Origin of the sequence: Novosphingobium piscinae, from assembly GCF_014230355.1 — a bacterium.
In the GTDB taxonomy this organism is placed as follows: Bacteria; Pseudomonadota; Alphaproteobacteria; order Sphingomonadales; family Sphingomonadaceae; genus Novosphingobium; species Novosphingobium piscinae.
The window spans coordinates 65047-80642 of record NZ_JACLAX010000016.1 but is presented as its reverse complement, the minus strand read 5'-3'; the positions used below and the strand labels follow the sequence as shown (position 1 = coordinate 80642).

14 protein-coding genes are annotated in these 15596 nt (G+C 71.9%); 9 read left to right on the top strand and 5 right to left on the bottom strand.

Translation table 11 applies throughout. The features are described from left to right. The 3 genes from H7F53_RS14050 to H7F53_RS14040 all read left to right on the top strand — a co-directional run. On the top strand, nt 1-592 hold a 592-nt coding region (locus tag H7F53_RS14050; RefSeq protein ID WP_246438913.1), incomplete at its 5' end, for an EF-hand domain-containing protein. 31 nt (nt 593-623) lie between these two features. Next, nucleotides 624-1370: a response regulator gene (locus tag H7F53_RS14045; RefSeq protein ID WP_185680130.1), complete on the top strand. Its 747-nt coding sequence runs from the start codon at nt 624-626 to the stop codon at nt 1368-1370. Between the two features lie 4 nt (nt 1371-1374). Beyond that, nucleotides 1375-2778: a sensor histidine kinase gene (locus H7F53_RS14040; protein WP_379542772.1), complete on the top strand. Its 1404-nt coding sequence runs from the start codon at nt 1375-1377 to the stop codon at nt 2776-2778. 42 nt (nt 2779-2820) lie between these two features. Here H7F53_RS14040 and H7F53_RS14035 read toward each other — a convergent pair whose 3' ends face one another. Then, a complete protein-coding gene (locus H7F53_RS14035; RefSeq protein ID WP_185680129.1) occupies nt 2821-5490 on the bottom strand; it encodes a M1 family metallopeptidase in 2670 nt (889 codons plus the stop codon). A gap of 100 nt (nt 5491-5590) precedes the next feature. Further along, nucleotides 5591-7165, bottom strand: a complete 1575-nt coding sequence (locus H7F53_RS14030; protein ID WP_185680128.1) for a helicase HerA-like domain-containing protein — start codon at nt 7163-7165, stop codon at nt 5591-5593. 111 nt (nt 7166-7276) lie between these two features. On the opposite strand from H7F53_RS14030, the gene pabB reads away from it, so the two are divergent. From pabB to arfB, 4 genes are all read left to right on the top strand, one after another. Beyond that, the gene (gene pabB, locus H7F53_RS14025) at nt 7277-9127 is read left to right on the top strand and encodes an aminodeoxychorismate synthase component I (RefSeq protein ID WP_185680127.1); all 1851 of its coding nucleotides are present in this window, start codon (nt 7277-7279) and stop codon (nt 9125-9127) included. Beyond that, nucleotides 9124-10305: a pyridoxal phosphate-dependent aminotransferase gene (locus H7F53_RS14020; protein WP_246438912.1), complete on the top strand. Its 1182-nt coding sequence runs from the start codon at nt 9124-9126 to the stop codon at nt 10303-10305. Before pabB ends, H7F53_RS14020 begins: the two co-directional genes overlap by 4 nt. Nucleotides 10306-10511: 206 nt before the next feature. After that, nucleotides 10512-11183, top strand: a complete 672-nt coding sequence (locus H7F53_RS14015) for an RluA family pseudouridine synthase (RefSeq protein WP_185680126.1) — start codon at nt 10512-10514, stop codon at nt 11181-11183. Beyond that, entirely contained in the window at nt 11176-11595 is a 420-nt protein-coding gene (arfB, locus tag H7F53_RS14010) for an alternative ribosome rescue aminoacyl-tRNA hydrolase ArfB (protein ID WP_185680125.1), read from the top strand. Before H7F53_RS14015 ends, arfB begins: the two co-directional genes overlap by 8 nt. A gap of 251 nt (nt 11596-11846) precedes the next feature. On the opposite strand, the gene H7F53_RS14005 is transcribed toward arfB, so the two are convergent. From H7F53_RS14005 to H7F53_RS13995, 3 genes are all read right to left on the bottom strand, one after another. Continuing rightward, complete coding sequence (locus tag H7F53_RS14005; RefSeq protein WP_185680124.1) at nt 11847-12938, bottom strand: acyltransferase family protein; 1092 nt, start codon at nt 12936-12938, stop codon at nt 11847-11849. Between the two features lie 103 nt (nt 12939-13041). Next, complete coding sequence (locus tag H7F53_RS14000; protein WP_185680123.1) at nt 13042-13254, bottom strand: hypothetical protein; 213 nt, start codon at nt 13252-13254, stop codon at nt 13042-13044. Then, nucleotides 13254-13556 (bottom strand): hypothetical protein, encoded by a 303-nt coding sequence (locus H7F53_RS13995; RefSeq protein WP_185680122.1) that lies wholly within the window; start codon nt 13554-13556, stop codon nt 13254-13256. Before H7F53_RS13995 ends, H7F53_RS14000 begins: the two co-directional genes overlap by 1 nt. A 134-nt stretch (nt 13557-13690) precedes the next feature. Here H7F53_RS13995 and H7F53_RS13990 point away from each other — a divergent pair, with 134 nt between their 5' ends. Together H7F53_RS13990 and metF are read left to right on the top strand one after the other, a co-directional pair. Further along, a complete protein-coding gene (locus tag H7F53_RS13990; protein WP_185680121.1) occupies nt 13691-14680 on the top strand; it encodes an ArsR/SmtB family transcription factor in 990 nt (329 codons plus the stop codon). After that, on the top strand, nt 14677-15564 hold the full coding sequence (metF, locus tag H7F53_RS13985; protein WP_185680120.1) for a methylenetetrahydrofolate reductase [NAD(P)H]: 888 nt from the start codon (nt 14677-14679) through the stop codon (nt 15562-15564). Before H7F53_RS13990 ends, metF begins: the two co-directional genes overlap by 4 nt. Nucleotides 15565-15596: the final 32 nt, after the last annotated feature.

Below are 15596 nucleotides of genomic sequence, written 5' to 3'. Positions count from 1 at the left end.
GGACCGGCGCGATGCCCCCAGCCCCGCCACCCGCCGGAGCCGGCGCGTGAGCGGCGCGCTCCATCGCGCCGCCGCGGGCCGCCGGCTGGCGCGGCTGGCCTTGGCCGCCCCGCTGGCGCTGGCGGCCGGATCGGCCGTCCTTGCCCAACCGATGGGTCCGATGGGCCCGATGGCCGACCCTTACGGCGACGCCACGGTGGCGCGGCAGACGGCCGAAAGCCAGGCCGCCGCGCGCTTCACCGCACTCGATGCCAATGGCGACGGTATGGTGACCGCCGAGGAACTGCGCGCGGGCCAGCCCGGGGGGCCTGACGGACCGGGTGGACCGGGCCGGGATCGGCCGCGTCGCCGCGGCGGTGACGGTGGGCCGGGTGGCGGCATGGCCCGCATGCTCGACGCCGATGGCGACGGCAAGATCAGCCGCGAGGAATTCGTGGGCGGATCGCTGCGCCGCTTCGACCTGGCCGACGCCAACCATGACGGCCAGCTGACCAAGGCCGAGCGCGATGCCGCAAGGGAAGCCATGCGCGCCCAGATGGAAGAGCGCATGCGGGCGATGATGGCCGGCGGGATGGGCGGAGGCGACAATTGACTTGGTCGCGCCGATCTGCCGGATTGCCGGAATGAACGAAACCGCCGTACGCCTGCTCCTGGTCGATGACGAAGCCGCCCTGCGCGAACCCCTGTCCGACTATCTCGTGCGTCAGGGGTTCGCCGTGCAGCAGGCCGTGAGCGCCGCCGAGGCGCGCGAGATCCTGCGCCGCGAAACGCCTGACCTGGTCCTGCTCGACATCATGATGCCGGGGGAAGACGGCCTGTCGCTGTGCCGCCATCTGGTCGAAGCGCGCCAGCTGCCGACGATCTTCCTGACCGCCCGCGGCGAGGCGACCGACCGGATCGTCGGGCTCGAGATCGGCGCCGACGATTATGTGGTCAAACCCTTCGAGCCGCGCGAGCTGGTCGCCCGGATCCGCTCGGTGCTGCGCCGCGCCCAGCGCGCTGCGCAGGACGGCGACAGCCTGGCCGAGCCGGCCGAGGTGCTGGTCTTCGAGGGCTGGGCGCTCGACCCGCTGAAACGCCGGCTGACCGCGCCCGACGGGGCGGTGGTGGCGATTTCCTCGGCCGAATTCCGCCTGCTGATGGCCTTTCTCGAACACCCCCGCCAGGTGCTCGACCGCGACCGCCTGCTCGACATGGTCCAGGGCCGCGAAGCGCATCTGTTCGATCGCGCGGTGGACAACCAGGTCAGCCGGCTGCGCCGCAAGATCGAGGTCGACAGCAAGAACCCGCAGCTGATCCAGACCGTCTGGGGCGGCGGCTACATGCTCGCGGCCGAGGTGCGGCGGCGCCCCGTGTCTGCGGCGGGCTGAGCCGGTGCCGGGCGCCCTGTTCTCGTGGCTGTGGCCGCGCAGCCTGCGCGGCCAGATGCTGCTGGCGATCGCCCTGGCGCTGTTCCTGGCCCAAGGGATCGGCGCGCTGCTGCTGTACAAGGCCGAGCACGAACGGATCGAGGGCGCGCTGGTCCACAGCGCCGCCTTCCGCCTCGGCATGGCGGTCCGGGGCGAATCGGCGCAGGGGTCGATTCCCGCGATCGACGGCTTCACCCCGGGCCGCGGCAGCCGGCGGGTGATCATCACCCCCGATCCGCCTGGCCAGGCGAACGACCGGCGCGAGCCCGACGAGGAAAGCGAGTTGCGCCGCATCCTCACCGAGCAGGAGGTGCCGGTCGCCGAAACCCTGGTGGTGCATCGCCCGGTGGGGTCCGATCCGATCGCGCAGGACCTGCTCAGCCGGCGCGACCGGCGCTTTCGCGGCCCTCCGCCAAGCGAAATCATGGTCGCCGCCGTGCGGGTTGCCGGACAGGACGGCTGGCTGGTCGCGCGGGTCTTCGTGCCGACCACCGAACGCTTCATGCTGCGCACCCTGTTCGGGCAGACGCTGTTCATCTACGCGGTGCTGGTGGGTGCGATGTGGCTGATGCTGCGGCGGATCACCCGGCCGCTGGCGGCGCTTACCACCCGGCTCGAGCGCTTCGCCGAAACCCGCGACAGCGCCGGCCAGCTTGCCCCCCAGGGGCCCGACGACATTGCCCGCCTGATCGCCGCCCACAACGCGATGGAGGCCCGCATCGTCGCCCTGATCGACGAGAAGGACGTGATGCTCGGCGCGATCGGGCACGATCTCAAGACCCCGCTGGCGGCGCTGCGGGTGCGGATCGAGACGGTCGAGGACGAGACCGAGCGGCAGCGCATGGCGACCACGATCGAGGATATCACCCGCACGCTCGACGACATCCTCTCGCTCGCCCGGGTCGGCCGCCCCAGCGATCCGGTCGAGACGACCGAGCTCGGCGCGCTGGTCGCGTCCGTGGTCGAGGAATACGAGGACATGGGCGAACCGGTCGAGCTGGACGCGACCCAGCGGCTGGTGCTGCCGCTGCGCTCGACCTGGATCCGCCGCGCGCTGCGCAACCTGATCGGCAATGCCCTGCGCTACGGCGGGCAGGCCCGGGTCAGCCTGGTGCGCGAGGGTGACAGCGCCGTGATCCGCATCGAGGACGACGGTCCCGGCATTCCCGAGGACCAGATCTGCCACATGCTCGAGCCCTTCACCCGCGGCGATCCGTCACGCAACAGCGAGACCGGTGGCGCCGGCCTGGGCTTGACCCTGGCGCGGGCGATCGCCGAGCAGCACGGCGGGACGCTGGCGCTGGCCAACCGCCGCGGCCGCGCTCCGGCGGCAAGCGGGATCATCGCCACGGTCCGCCTGCCGCTCTGAGCCCCCGCCGCGCGGCGCCGGACCGTGCCGGGTGGCGCCCGTTCAGTCCTTGAGCCCGGCCAGCGCGGCGTTCACCGCGCGGGCGCGGGCCTGCTTCAGCCGGCCGCAGCTGCGCACCCGCTCGATCGTCCGGGCGAGCTCGAGCTCGCCGGTCTTGCCCGCGAAGCGCCGGGTCAGGTCGCGGGCAAAGCGCGCGGCGTCCTCGACCGAGCAGGCCCCGCCCAGCATCTGCGGCAGGCGCGAGGCAAAGAAGATGCCGCCGCCCGGGCCCATCGCCGTGTCGAAGTGGCTGGTCAGCCAGGCATAGCCCAGCGCGCGGGTGCGCCCGGTGGCGATCACCCCGGCGATCAGGCTGAACCGCTCGCTGGGACGCAGACGGGCGTCGGTTCCACGATCGAGCACCCAGCGGGCGATCCCCGGGTTGCCGCTCCCGCCGATCGCACCCAGCGCCGCCGGGCGGAACACCGGATCCTCCGAGGCGAGCGCCAGGCCGAGCAGCCGCTGCGCCGCGCCGAGCCCGCCGGTCTCGACCCAGACGGACAGGGCATCGCCGAGGAAGGCGGGATCGAGCGCGGCGCGATCCCCATCGAGATAGCGCGTGGCGGCGGCGGCAAGCTGGCGGCGGAGCGCCGGGTCAGCCGCCTCCTGGGCCAGGGTGCCGACCAGCTGGACCCGGGCCTGGCTGCGCTCGGGATCCTCGCCGGCATGGGCCCCGGCGCGGGGATCGAAGCCCAGTGCGGCCAGCCGCGGCGCCAGCAGGCGATCAACCAGGCGGCGATACCCGGCGGTCCCGCGCGCATCGAGGAAGCCGGCGGCATGCCACCCCTGCAGCGTCGGCAGCGCCGCGGCGCTGGCATAGCTGTCGGGATTGGCGGACAGCTGGCGGGCGAGCGCGATCAGCTGCGCCGGACTCGCCCGCCCGGCCTGGAAACTGGCGCGCAGCGAATCGGCCACGGCCAGGGCCTCGCCGCCGGGCAGGCGGTCTGCCGTCGCGATCAGCGCGTCCCATGCCGCCGTAGGCAGTTCGAAACGGTAGTAGCCGGTGCCCCCGGCATTGGGCAGCAGGGGCCCCTCGCCGGCGATGGTCAGGCTGGCCGAGGGTTCGGTCAGCAGCTGGCACTGCCGCGCCGCGCCCTGGCGCAGGCACAGCGGCACACCCCAGCGGGTCGGCGGCGGAGTGGTACCGAGCCGGGCATAGCGGCTCTGGCTGACGGTCCACTGGCCGCCCGCGCCGGTGAAGGTCAGCAGCGGCACGCCCTGCTGATCGGTGAAGCTCTGCATCGCCGGCAGGATCCGCGGATCGCCCGCCACCTCGGCCATGGCCCGGAAGAAGTCGGTGCTGGTGGCATTGCCATAGCGGTGTGCCGCCATATAGCGCCGCACCCCGGCCTTGAACTTTTCGTCGCCCATGTAGGCGGCGATCATCGCCACCACGTGGCCGCCCTTGCCATAGGTGATGCTGTCGAAGGCGGCATCGATCTGGCTGTTGCGAACGATCGGCTGGTGGATCGGACGCCCGGCGACGAGCGCATCGGTGCCCATCGCGGCGAAGCCTTCCGACAGGGCTCCGGCGCCGATGTTGAGATCGGGCCGCCAGGCCTGGCCGATGCGGTAGCCCATCCAGTTGGCGAAGCTCTCGTTGAGCCAGATGTCGTCCCACCACGCCGGGGTGACGAGATCGCCGAACCACTGGTGCGCCAGCTCGTGGGCCACGACCATGCCGAAATCTCGCTGCTGGGACACCGGCGACCGGTCGTCGAGCACCAGGATCGCGTCGTTGTAGAGGTCCGCGCCGGCGTTCTCCATCGCCCCGGGGAGGATCGGCGTCGTGATCTGGTCCAGCTTGGGATAGGGGAAGCCCTCGCCGAAGTAGTCCTCCAGCAGGGTCAGGATGCGCTGGCTCCCGGCCAGGGCGAAATCCAGCTTGCCGGCATTGGGCCGGGTCGAGATGACCCGCAGCGGCAGGGGGGTGGCGCGCTCGGGGCTGGCGGCGACCTGGCCCTCGACCGCGACGAAGGGCCCGACCATCATCGCCACCAGGTAGGTCGGCAGCGGCAGGGTCGGCGCGAAGCGGTGGACGGTCAGCCCGCCTTCCTCGCTGGTGCCCTGTTCGGGCGCGTTGCCCACCGCGGTCAGGCCCTTCGGAGTGCGCAGGGTGAGCGTGACCGGCACCTTGAAGCCCGGCTGGTCGAACCCGGGAAAGGCCGCGCGCGCGTCGATCGATTCGAACTGGGTCCAGGCATACCAGTCATCGCCCACCTTGACCCGGAACAGCCCGCTCGGCCCGGTGCTGAAGGCCGCGTCGTAGTCGAAGGCCAGGGTCAGTGGTCCGGCCGGCAGGGGCTCGGCGAAGGTCAGGCGGGCCACGCCGGTCTCGTCGAGCTGGTGCCACGTGCCGGCCAGTTCGCGCCCGCCGACCCGCGCGACGATGCGGCGCATGGTCAGGTCGCGCCCGTGCAGGTCGATGAAGCGGCTTGCCCGGGCAGCCTGCACATCGATCTCGACGTGGCCGGAGAACCGCTCCTTGGCGGGATCGACGGTCAGGTCGAGGCGATAGGCGGTGGGCCGGGCCGCGTCGCTCAGCTGGCCCTCGGGCAGCGGCGCCAGGGCCAGGACCTCAGCCGGGGGAGCGGCTGGGGAAGCAGCTTGCGCCGGGACCGGCGCGGCAAGGGCGAGCGACAGGGTCGAGACGGCGACGAGCAGCGAACGCATGCGAACCTTTCCGGAAACGGTTGCGCCGGACGCCCGGCGCGGGCGGGCGAGTTAGTTGCAATCGTAACCGTGGGTCAAGCCTGCCACGGCCGGCGGCCGGTCAGCGCAGCAGCCCGCCGAGCAGGCCGCGGGCGAAGCGGCCGAGCGCCTCGCCACCGATCGCGGTCGCCACGGTCCCGGCCACGGCCGAGAGCCCCGAGGCCACCGGCGAGGCGCGCGACTTGCGCCCGCTGAGCTGGGCGGCCAGCACCGATCCCGCCGAGGCCGCGACCGCCCCCATCGCCGCCTTGCCGGCCTTGCCCCACAGGCTGGGGGACTGGCGCGGCTGGGCGCGCTGGGCATCCTCGCCCTGCTCGGCAGCCACCTGCGCCGCGGCGGCGGCATCCGCCGCCTTCCGGACGAGCACCTCGGCCGCGCTCTCGCGGTTGACCGCGGCGTCGTACTTGCCGGCAAACGGGCTGATCGACTGGATGATCGCCCGCTCCTTGTCGCTGACCGGGCCCAGCCGCGAGCGCGGCGGCGCGATCAGCGTGCGCTGCACGACCGAGGGAGCGCCCTCGAGGTCGAGCGTCGAGACCAGCGCCTCGCCCACCTTGAGCTCGGTGATGACCGTCCCGACGTCGAGCGCAGGGTTGATCCGGAAGGTCTCGGCCGCCGCCTTGATCGCCTTCTGGTCGCGCGGGGTGAAGGCGCGCAGCGCGTGCTGCACGCGGTTGCCGAGCTGGCCGGCGATCTTCTCGGGAATGTCGATCGGGTTCTGCGAGATGAAGTAGACGCCGACGCCCTTCGAGCGGATCAGCCGCACCACCTGCTCCACCTTGTCGAACAGGGCCGGCGGGGCATCGTCGAACAGCAGGTGCGCCTCGTCGAAGAAGAACACCAGGTTCGGCTTCTCGGGATCGCCCACCTCGGGCAGGGCCTCGAACAGCTCGGACAGGAGCCACAGCAGGAAGGTGGCGTAGAGCTTGGGGCTCTGCATCAGCTTGTCGGCGGCGAGGATGTTGATGATCCCCTTGCCGGATTCGTCGGTGCGGATGAAGTCGTTGATCTCGAACGCCGGCTCGCCGAAAAACCGGTCGGCGCCCTGGCTGGCGAAGGACAGCAGCTGGCGCTGGATCGTCCCGACGCTGGCCTTCGAGATGTTGCCGTACTTGGTGGTGAGCTCACCCGCCGCCTCGGCGCAGGCGATCAGCACCTGCTGGAGATCGTCGAAGTCGAGCAGCAGCAGACCATTGTCGTCGGCCCAGCGGAAGGCGATGTTGAGCACGCCCTCCTGCGTCTCGTTGAGCCCGAGCAGGCGGGCCAGCAGCAGCGGCCCCATTTCCGAGACGGTGGTGCGGATCGGATGGCCCTTCTCGCCATAGAGATCCCAGAATACGGCCGGATTGTCGCGATAGGCGAAATCGCTGATGCCCAGCTCCTTGGCCCGGCCTTCGATCACCGCGGCGTGCTTGAACGCCGCGCTGCCCGGCATGCAGATGCCCGACAGGTCGCCCTTGACGTCGGCGAGGAACACCGGGACGCCATCGGCCGAGAACTGTTCGGCGATGGTCTGGAGGGTGACGGTCTTGCCGGTGCCGGTGGCCCCGGCGACCAGCCCGTGGCGGTTGGCACGGCCGAGATAGAGCACCTGGCGCTCGCCGTTGCTGCCAAGTCCAAGGAAGATATCGTCCATCGCCGCCGTGCTCCCGCTGCGCGACGCCGAACACCGCGCCGCGCCCCGCAGGCATAGGCTGCCCGCGCGGACTTTTGCAACGGCGCTCCTTCATGTTTACAGGCCCCCGCCATGGCCGCCCTCCCGCCCTTCCCCGATCCCCGCGCCGGTCCCTTCGTCCTGCTCGACGATGCCCGCCCCGGCCAGCCCAGTCCGGCCCGGCTCTACCGCGCGCCGCAGAGCGTGGTGGTGGCGCGGCGGCCGGACGAGCTGCCCGCGGCGCTGGCCCGGCTCGATCGGCTCCACGACGCGGGGCTGCACCTCGCGGGAACCTTCGCCTACGAGGCCGGACTGGCGCTCGAGCCCCGGCTCGCCGCGCGCGCCGCACCGCGCAGCGGGGCCGCGGGGCCGCTGCTGTGGTTCGGCGCCTTCACCGGCTATGCCGAGATCGCGCCCGAGGCGATGGGCGACTGGCTGGCACAGGGCACCGCGGGCCGCGCGGCCACGGTCGGCCCGCTCGATCCGGCCCTGGCCGCGGGCGCCTATCTTTCGGCCTTCACCACGATGCGCGAGGCGATCACGGCCGGTGATATCTACCAGGGCAATCTCACCTTCCCGCTGGTCGGCGCCTACCAGGGCGATCCGCTGGCGCTCTATGCCCGGCTGCGCCCAGCCGGCGGAGCGGGCTATGGCGGGGTGGTGTTCGATGGCTCGCACTGGCTGCTGAGCCTCTCGCCCGAACTGTTCTTCGCGCTGCGCGGGCAGGCCGCCACGGTCAAGCCGATGAAGGGTACGCGCCCGCGACACGCCGATCCGGCCGCCGATGCCGCCGCCGCCGCGGACCTCGCCGCCTCGGCCAAGGACCGCGCGGAGAACCTGATGATCGTCGACCTGATGCGCAATGACGTCTCCCGGGTGGCCGAACCGGGATCGGTCCGCGTCGAGGCACCCTTCGCGATCGAGTCCTATCCGACCGTGCACCAGATGGTGACGACCGTGCGCGCCCGGCTGTCGCCGGGACAGGGCGCGCTCGGCCTGGTGCGTGCGCTGCTGCCCTGCGGTTCGATCACCGGGGCGCCGAAGATCCGCGCGATGGAGCTGATCGACGCGGTCGAACCCGCCGCGCGCGGTCCCTATTGCGGGGCGATCGGACGGATCGATCCGCCCGATCCCGACGGGTCCGGGACAGAAGGCTATGGCGACAGCGCGTTCAATGTGGCAATCCGCACGCTCCGGCTGGCCCCGGACGAAACCGGGCGGGGCCGCGCCGTGCTGGGAGTGGGCTCAGCCGTCGTCGCCGATTCGGACGGCCTGACTGAATGGCGGGAGTGCCTGGTTAAAGGGGGTTTCGTGCGCGCATCCGCCGGCGGTTTCGATCTGATCGAGACCATGGCCTTCGACCCGGAGAGCGGCATCGCCCTGCTCGAACAGCACCTCGAGCGGGTGGGGCGCAGCGCCGCGGAACTGGGCCGCGGGTTCGATCGCCACGCCATCCGCAACGCGATCCAGGCGCTGTGCTTCGAGCAGGACGGCCCGGCCCGGGTGCGCCTGGTGATCAGCCGGAGCGGTGCCTACGCCCTGGAGATCGGAGCCCTGCCGGCCGCGCTGCCAACCCCGGCGCGCTGCGCCGTCCTGCCGCTGCCGGTGGATCCCGGCGACTGGCGCCTGCGCCACAAGACCAGCGACCGTGGCTTCTACGCGGCGGCCCTGCGCGCCGCGCACGGCGCCGGTGCCGACGAGGCGCTGTTGCTCCACCCCGATGGCGTGCTGACCGAGGGAAGCTTCACCAACCTGTTCGTCGCGCGCGACGGGGTGCTGCTGACGCCGCCGGCAGCGCGCGGGCTGCTGCCCGGGGTGCTGCGCGGGGCGCTGCTGGCCGATGGCCGGGCGCGCGAAGCCGATCTGACGCTGGACGACCTGGCCGACGGGTTCCTGCTGGGCAACGCCGTGCGCGGCCTGGTTCCGGCGCAGCTGATCGGATGAGCGCCGCTGCCCCGCCGGTGTCGCAGGCGCTCGCCCGGATCGCCGCCTCGCGCACCACGGCCATGACCGACCGGGCGATCGCGCTGCGCGCCGCGGGCCGCGACATCATCTCGCTGTCGGTGGGCGAACCCGATTTCGCCACCCCCGACCACGTTCTAGCCGCGGCCAAGGCGGCGCTGGACGCGGGCGAAACCAAGTACACTGCGGTGGGCGGCACCGCGCGGATGAAGGCCGCCGCCGCCCTGCACTTCGCCCGCGATCTGGCGATCGCGGTGCCGAGCGAGCAGGTCACGATCAGCGCCGGGGGCAAGCAGGCGATCTTCCACGCGCTGCTGGCCACGCTCGATCCCGGTGACGAGGTGCTGATTCCTGCGCCGTGGTGGGTATCCTATCCCGAGATCGTCCGCTTCGCCGGCGGCACGGTGGTGCCGCTGCCGACCGCGGCTACCGGAGGGTTCCGCATCACCGCGGCGCAGCTGGCGGCGGCGATCACCCCGCGCACCCGCTGGCTGCTGCTCAACAGCCCCGGCAACCCCACCGGGGCCACCTATCCCGCCGAGGAACTGCAGGCGCTGGGCGCGGTGCTGCGCGCGCACCCGCAGGTGCTGGTGCTGAGCGACGACATCTATGCGCCGCTGCGCTACACCCCCGGCCGCCACGCCACGCTGGCGGTGGAGTGCCCCGACCTGTCCGACCGGGTCCTGACCGTCTCGGGGGTGTCCAAGAGCCACGCGATGACGGGCTTCCGGATCGGCGTCGCAGCCGGCCCGGCCTGGCTGATCGCGGCGATGGAAAAGCTCCAGTCGCATTCGTCGGGCAATCCCTGCTCGGTCTCGCAAGCCGCCGCCGTCGCCGCATTCGAGGGCCCGCAGGACTTCCTCGCCGCATGGTGCGAGCGCTTCCGCGCCCGCCGCGACCGGGTGGTGGCCGGGATCAACGCGATCCCCGGCCTGTCCACCCCCGTGCCCGACGGGGCGTTCTACTGCATGATCGACGCGGCCCCGCTGATGGACCGCTTCGGCGATGACAACGCGCTGGCGCTGCACCTGCTGGATCACGGGGTGGCGATCGTCGCCGCCAGCGGGTTCGGCGGGCGCGACGGCTTCCGCATCTCGTTCGCCGCGGACGAGGCAAAGCTGGACGAGGCGCTGGACCGGATCGCCGCGGCGGTGGCGTGACGCTTGTCCCGGAGCGAATCCGGGACCACGGCGTGCCTAACCGCTCGGATCGCCCCGATGCCTGGGCAAATCCCGCAAACCCCATGCCATCGTCGCCCCGGACTTGATCCAGGGCCCTGCTTTGCCCCACAGGGTTGAGGGACAGCTGGATCCCGGGTCGGGCCCGGGATGACGATGGCTGAATTTCCCCGACTGATCGGATCACCATGACCACCCCCTTCCCCATCCTGTTCGAAGACGGCGAGGCGCTGGTGATCGACAAGCCTGCCGGGCTGCCGCTCGATCGCCCCCGCGCCGGCGGTCCCAGCCTCGAGGACCGCCTCGACGCGCTGCGCTTCGGCTTCCAGCGCCCGCCGGCCGCGGTCCACCGGCTCGACCGCGACACCTCGGGCTGCCTCCTGCTGGCGCGCCACCCCAAGGCGCTCAAGCGCTTCGCCGCGGCCTTCGAGGCGCGGCAGGTGGAGAAGCGCTATCTCGGCATCGTCGCCGGCGCGGTGGCCGAGGAGGCAGGGACGATCGCGCTGTCGCTGGCCAAGATCAGCTCGGCCCGCGACGGCTGGCGGATGATCGTGGCCAGGAAGGGCAAGCCCGCGGTAACGCACTGGCGGCGCCTCGCCACGCTTGGCGGCGTCACCCTGGTCGAGTTCCGCCCCGAGACCGGGCGCACGCACCAGATCCGGGTCCACGCGGCCCATGCCTTCGGCCATGCGCTGCTGGGCGATCCGGTGTATGGTAGCGGGCCCGCCCCGGCCGGCGGCGCGGCGCGCACGATGCTGCACGCCGCCGGGCTGACTGTCCCGCGCGAAGGGAAGGACCCGATCCTTGCCGTGGCCCCGCTGCCCGCCGACTTCGCCGCCCTCGGTTTCACCGATGGCTGACCCAGCCGCGGCGGCGATCGAACGCGCGCTGGCCATCGCCGGCGAAAGCTTCATCGCGGCCGCCGGGCCGGGCGGGCAGAACGTCAACAAGGTGGCCACCGCGGTACAGCTGCGGGTTGACGTGTTCGCGTTGCGGCTCGCCCCGCCGGTCTATCACCGGCTGCGCGCCCTGGCCGGCAGCAAGATGACCGCCAAGGGCGAGATCGTCCTGACCGCGCGGCGCTTCCGCACCCAGGAGCAGAACCGCGCCGATGCCCGCGAACGGCTAGCCGAGCTGCTGCGCGAGGCGCACCGCCTGCCCGAGGCGCGCGCCAAGAGCCGGCTCAACCGGGTAGGCAAGACGCAGCGGCTGGAGGGGAAGAAGAAGCGCGGCGCGGTCAAGGCCGGGCGGGGCAAGGTCGCGTTCGACTAGCGCCTGTTGCCGGTCCTGTGACACGGTGACGGCACCCACCCTGGCCCCGGTCCAGCCACGCCGGCCTGCAACCGGCTAGAGTCCGTCCTCAAGAGGTTGATTCACGTCTCTTCCGTTCGCCTCGAGCGAAGTCGAGAGGCATCGTGCGGCGTCTCTCGACTTCGGCCCAAGGGGCCGAAGTATGTCCGTAGCGTGGCGCAGGGCTCGACACGAACGGGCGTCGGTGTGGTCCGACCTCAACAGGACAGACTCTAGGCCGCCGCCGCGGCAGCGGGCCGCGCGCGGCGGTCGTCGGGCAGGTAGCGGCGCAGGCGCTGCAGCGGGCTTTCGAACAGGAACCAGCTGAGCGTCGCGAACACAAGGGTCACCCCGGTGTTGATCGCCAGGCCGGACCAGGTGCGGTGCTCGACCCAGGGGATCAGCCAGCGCGGGCCGTGGGTGATGATGGCATAGGCGACCGGGAGGTGGAGCAGATAGATCCCCAGGCTGATCCGCCCGAAGAACACCAGCGGCCGCCAGCCCAGCACCGTCCCGGCCGGGCCGAGCCGGCCATCGAAGGCGGAGAGGATCAGCACGCTGAGCGGCAGCAGCCACAGGCCCGGCAGCAGCACGGTATCGACGAAGCCGCCGAGCAGGCCGGCCACGGCCAGCAGCCCGGCCAGGACCAGCGCCGCGACCTGGGCGCGCGGCTGGACCAACGCACCCAGCCGGGCATGGCCCAGCGCGAGCAGCGACCCGACCGCCAGCGCATCGAACGAGGCGAAGGGCAGGGTGTAGAAGCCGACCTGGGTATGCAGCCCGGTCAGCCACATTCCGGCGCGGAACAGCACGGCGACGGCGATCATCGCTGCCAGCAGCGTGGTGCGGCGCCCGCCGTCGATCAGCACGAACAGCACCGGCCAGACGAGGTAGAACTGCTCCTGCACGCAGATCGTCCAGAAATGGGGGAGGAACCACGAGGGCACGTGCCAGTGGTTGCGCAGCGCCTGGACGATGTTGGTGGTGAACAGGCCGTGGACCGCGGCCTCGCGCAGCCCGATCACTCCGGCGGCCAGCAGCACGGCGATGATCGCATAGTACAGCGGCCAGATCCGCAGCGCCCGCTTGGCGTAGAAGCTGAGCAGCGCGGGCAGGCTCTCGCCGATCGGGCCGGTCAGCTGGGCCATCAGCGTGCGGGTGATCAGGAACCCGCTGAGCAGCAGGAAGAAGCGCACCCCCACCAGCCCGGGGAAGAAGTGCAGGAAGACCCCCGCGTGATCGATCAGCACGCTGGAAATGGCGATCAGCCGCAGCGAATCGAGCGCGTCCCGGCGACCACGGGCAAAAAGGCTGGTGCGATCCACGTTCGGTCCGGCGCTCGGCAAAAGGTTGGCGGTGCTGCAGGCCAAGCCACGTCCGCGCCGCCGGCACAAGAGGCGATCACGCCCCGCGCCGACGATTTCCGCGCTAGTGTGGCGCGGTTCCGGTCGCCGCGGGGGACGGACCGGGACCGGGTGGAGCCTGATCCTCGATCATGGCCGCGGCGCGGTCGAGCGCGCGGGCCTCGCCCATGGTCACGCCACCCGGGCCTGGTTCGTTGTCGGCCTTCTCGCAGGCGGCCAGCGCCAGCAGCGGGGCGAGCGCCAGGAAAAACCGTCCCGCCCCGCCCCGGTGTGGCATCACATCTTCTTCTCAGCCTGCTCGACCGCCTCGTCGGCACCGTCGCCCGCCGCGTTGAAGTCGGCGGCGGCGGCGGCCGCGGCAGCCGCCGCGTCATCGGGCTTGGCGGCGGCATTGGGGTCGGCCGCCTGGGTGGCCGGCGCCGCATCGGGAACCGGCAGCGCGGCGACCGTGCTCATGCTCTCCTCGGCGGGCATCTCGACATTGTCGGGGCTGGCCTGCTCGTTGGCACCGTCCGAGCTGCCGCATCCGGCAAGGGCGAGCGTTGCGGCCATGGTGGCGAGAAGAACGGATTTCTTCATGGGAATCGAACCTTTGCTGGGTATCTGCATCGACCGCCGCTGTAGCGCATCGCCCCGGCGCAGCGCAAACCCGTCACACGGGGCGATCCCCCACCTTGAAATCATATAAAGATATCTTTATATCCCATCGCACGATGAAGCTCGAACCCACCTTGCGCGCCCTGGCCGACCCTACCCGGCTGCGGATCATGCGGCTGCTGGCCGACATGGAGCTGGCCGTGGGCGAGCTGGCGCTGGTCCTCGGACAAAGCCAGCCGCGGGTGTCGCGGCACATCAAGATCCTGTGCGACGCCGGGCTGGCCGAACGCCGCCGCGAAGGCTCCTGGGTGTTCCTGCGGATCGCCGTGGCGCCCGACCGGGCGCCGCCGCTGGGCGCTGCCGTGGCCCGTCTGCTCGAGGCCGGCGCGGCCGATGACGCCGCCTTCGCCGGGCGCTGTGCCGAGGATCGCCGGCACCTCGCCGCGATCCGCGCCGCGCGCGAGGAGCAGGCCGCCGCCTACTTCGCCCGGCACGCCGCCGAGTGGGACACGCTGCGCTCGCTCCATTCCCCCGACGAGCCGGTCGAGGCGGCGCTCGCCGCGGCGCTCGAGCCGGCCGCGCTCGGCACCGTGCTCGATGTCGGGACCGGCACCGGGCGGATGGCCGAACTGTTCGCACCGCGGGCCGAGCGGCTTGCCGCGATCGACAAGAGCCCCGAAATGCTCCGGCTGGCGCGGACCCGCCTGCAGCACCTGCCGCCGGGCAAGGTCGACCTCCAGCAGGGCGACTTCGCGGCCCTGCCCTTCGCCGAGGCCACCTTCGATACCGTGCTGTTCCATCAGGTGCTGCACTATGCCCAGGACCCGGAAGCGGTGCTGGCCGAGGCGGCCCGCGTGACCGCACCGGGTGGCCGCATCGCCGTGGTCGACTTTGCGGCGCACGGCCACGAGGAGCTGCGCAGCCAGCATGCCCATGTCCGGCTGGGCTTCTCGGACGAGCAGATGCTGGCGCTGCTGACCGGTGCCGGCTATGCCCCGGCGCCACCGCTGGCGATCCCGGGCCAACCCCTCACCGTCAAGATCTGGACCGGCACGCGTCTCGGCGTCGTGCCCGCTCAGACCCACCCGCGAAAGATCCAGGCGTGACCGTGCTCCCCTCCTACCCGCTGTTTGCCGATCTTCCGGGCGACATCTCGGTGTCGTTCGAATTCTTTCCGCCCAAGAGCGAGAAGATGGAGGAGCAGCTGTGGGACGCGATCACCCAGCTCGCCCCGCTCGACCCCAGCTTCGTCTCGGTGACCTATGGCGCCGGCGGTTCGACCCGCGAGCGCACCCATGCCACCGTGGCGCGGCTGGTGCGCGAGACCAGCCTGGTCCCGGCCGCCCACCTGACCTGCGTCAGCGCCAGCAAGGACGAGATCGCCGAGATCGCCGACCAGTACTGGGCGGCCGGGGTGCGCCACATCGTGGCGCTGCGGGGCGATCCGCCGCCGGCGGATGGTGGCCGCTTCGTGCCGCACCCGGCCGGTTATGCCAGCGCCGCCGAGCTGGTGGCCGGGCTGAGGGCGCGTCACGCGTTCGAGATCTCGGTGGCCGCCTATCCCGAGGTCCACCCCGAGGCGGTCAGCACCGCGGCCGATCTCGACAACCTCAAGCGCAAGGTCGATGCCGGCGCGACCCGCGCGATCACGCAGTTCTTCTTCTCGACCGACGCCTACTTCCGCTTTCTCGACAAGGTCCTGGCGGCCGGGATCGACGTGGCGGTGCTGCCCGGGATCATGCCGGTGACGAGCTTCGCCGCGATCCGCCGGATGAGCGCCAACACCGAGATCCCCGGCTGGATGGAAGCCATGTTCGAAGGGCTCGACGAACGCCCGGGCCCGCGCAGCCTGGTCTCGGCGGTTGCCGCCGCCGACCTGTGCCGCCGGCTCTATGCCGGCGGAGTGCGGGATTTCCACTTCTACACGCTCAACAAGGCCGAACAGGCCTATGCGATCTGCCACCTGCTCGGCGTGAGGCCGAAAGGGTGAAGGACCTATCTTCACGCATCATCCTGAACTTG

What these genes read in the sequence shown, in the direction of transcription:
- H7F53_RS14045 (WP_185680130.1), top strand. Translation starts at nt 624, where the DNA reads ATGAACGAAACCGCCGTACGCCTGCTCCTGGTCGATGACGAAGCCGCC.
- H7F53_RS14035 (WP_185680129.1), bottom strand. Translation starts at nt 5,490, where the DNA reads ATGCGTTCGCTGCTCGTCGCCGTCTCGACCCTGTCGCTCGCCCTTGCC.
- H7F53_RS14030 (WP_185680128.1), bottom strand. Translation starts at nt 7,165, where the DNA reads ATGGACGATATCTTCCTTGGACTTGGCAGCAACGGCGAGCGCCAGGTG.
- pabB (WP_185680127.1), top strand. Translation starts at nt 7,277, where the DNA reads ATGGCCGCCCTCCCGCCCTTCCCCGATCCCCGCGCCGGTCCCTTCGTC.
- H7F53_RS14020 (WP_246438912.1), top strand. Translation starts at nt 9,124, where the DNA reads ATGAGCGCCGCTGCCCCGCCGGTGTCGCAGGCGCTCGCCCGGATCGCC.
- H7F53_RS14015 (WP_185680126.1), top strand. Translation starts at nt 10,512, where the DNA reads ATGACCACCCCCTTCCCCATCCTGTTCGAAGACGGCGAGGCGCTGGTG.
- arfB (WP_185680125.1), top strand. Translation starts at nt 11,176, where the DNA reads ATGGCTGACCCAGCCGCGGCGGCGATCGAACGCGCGCTGGCCATCGCC.
- H7F53_RS14000 (WP_185680123.1), bottom strand. Translation starts at nt 13,254, where the DNA reads ATGCCACACCGGGGCGGGGCGGGACGGTTTTTCCTGGCGCTCGCCCCG.
- H7F53_RS13995 (WP_185680122.1), bottom strand. Translation starts at nt 13,556, where the DNA reads ATGAAGAAATCCGTTCTTCTCGCCACCATGGCCGCAACGCTCGCCCTT.
- H7F53_RS13990 (WP_185680121.1), top strand. Translation starts at nt 13,691, where the DNA reads ATGAAGCTCGAACCCACCTTGCGCGCCCTGGCCGACCCTACCCGGCTG.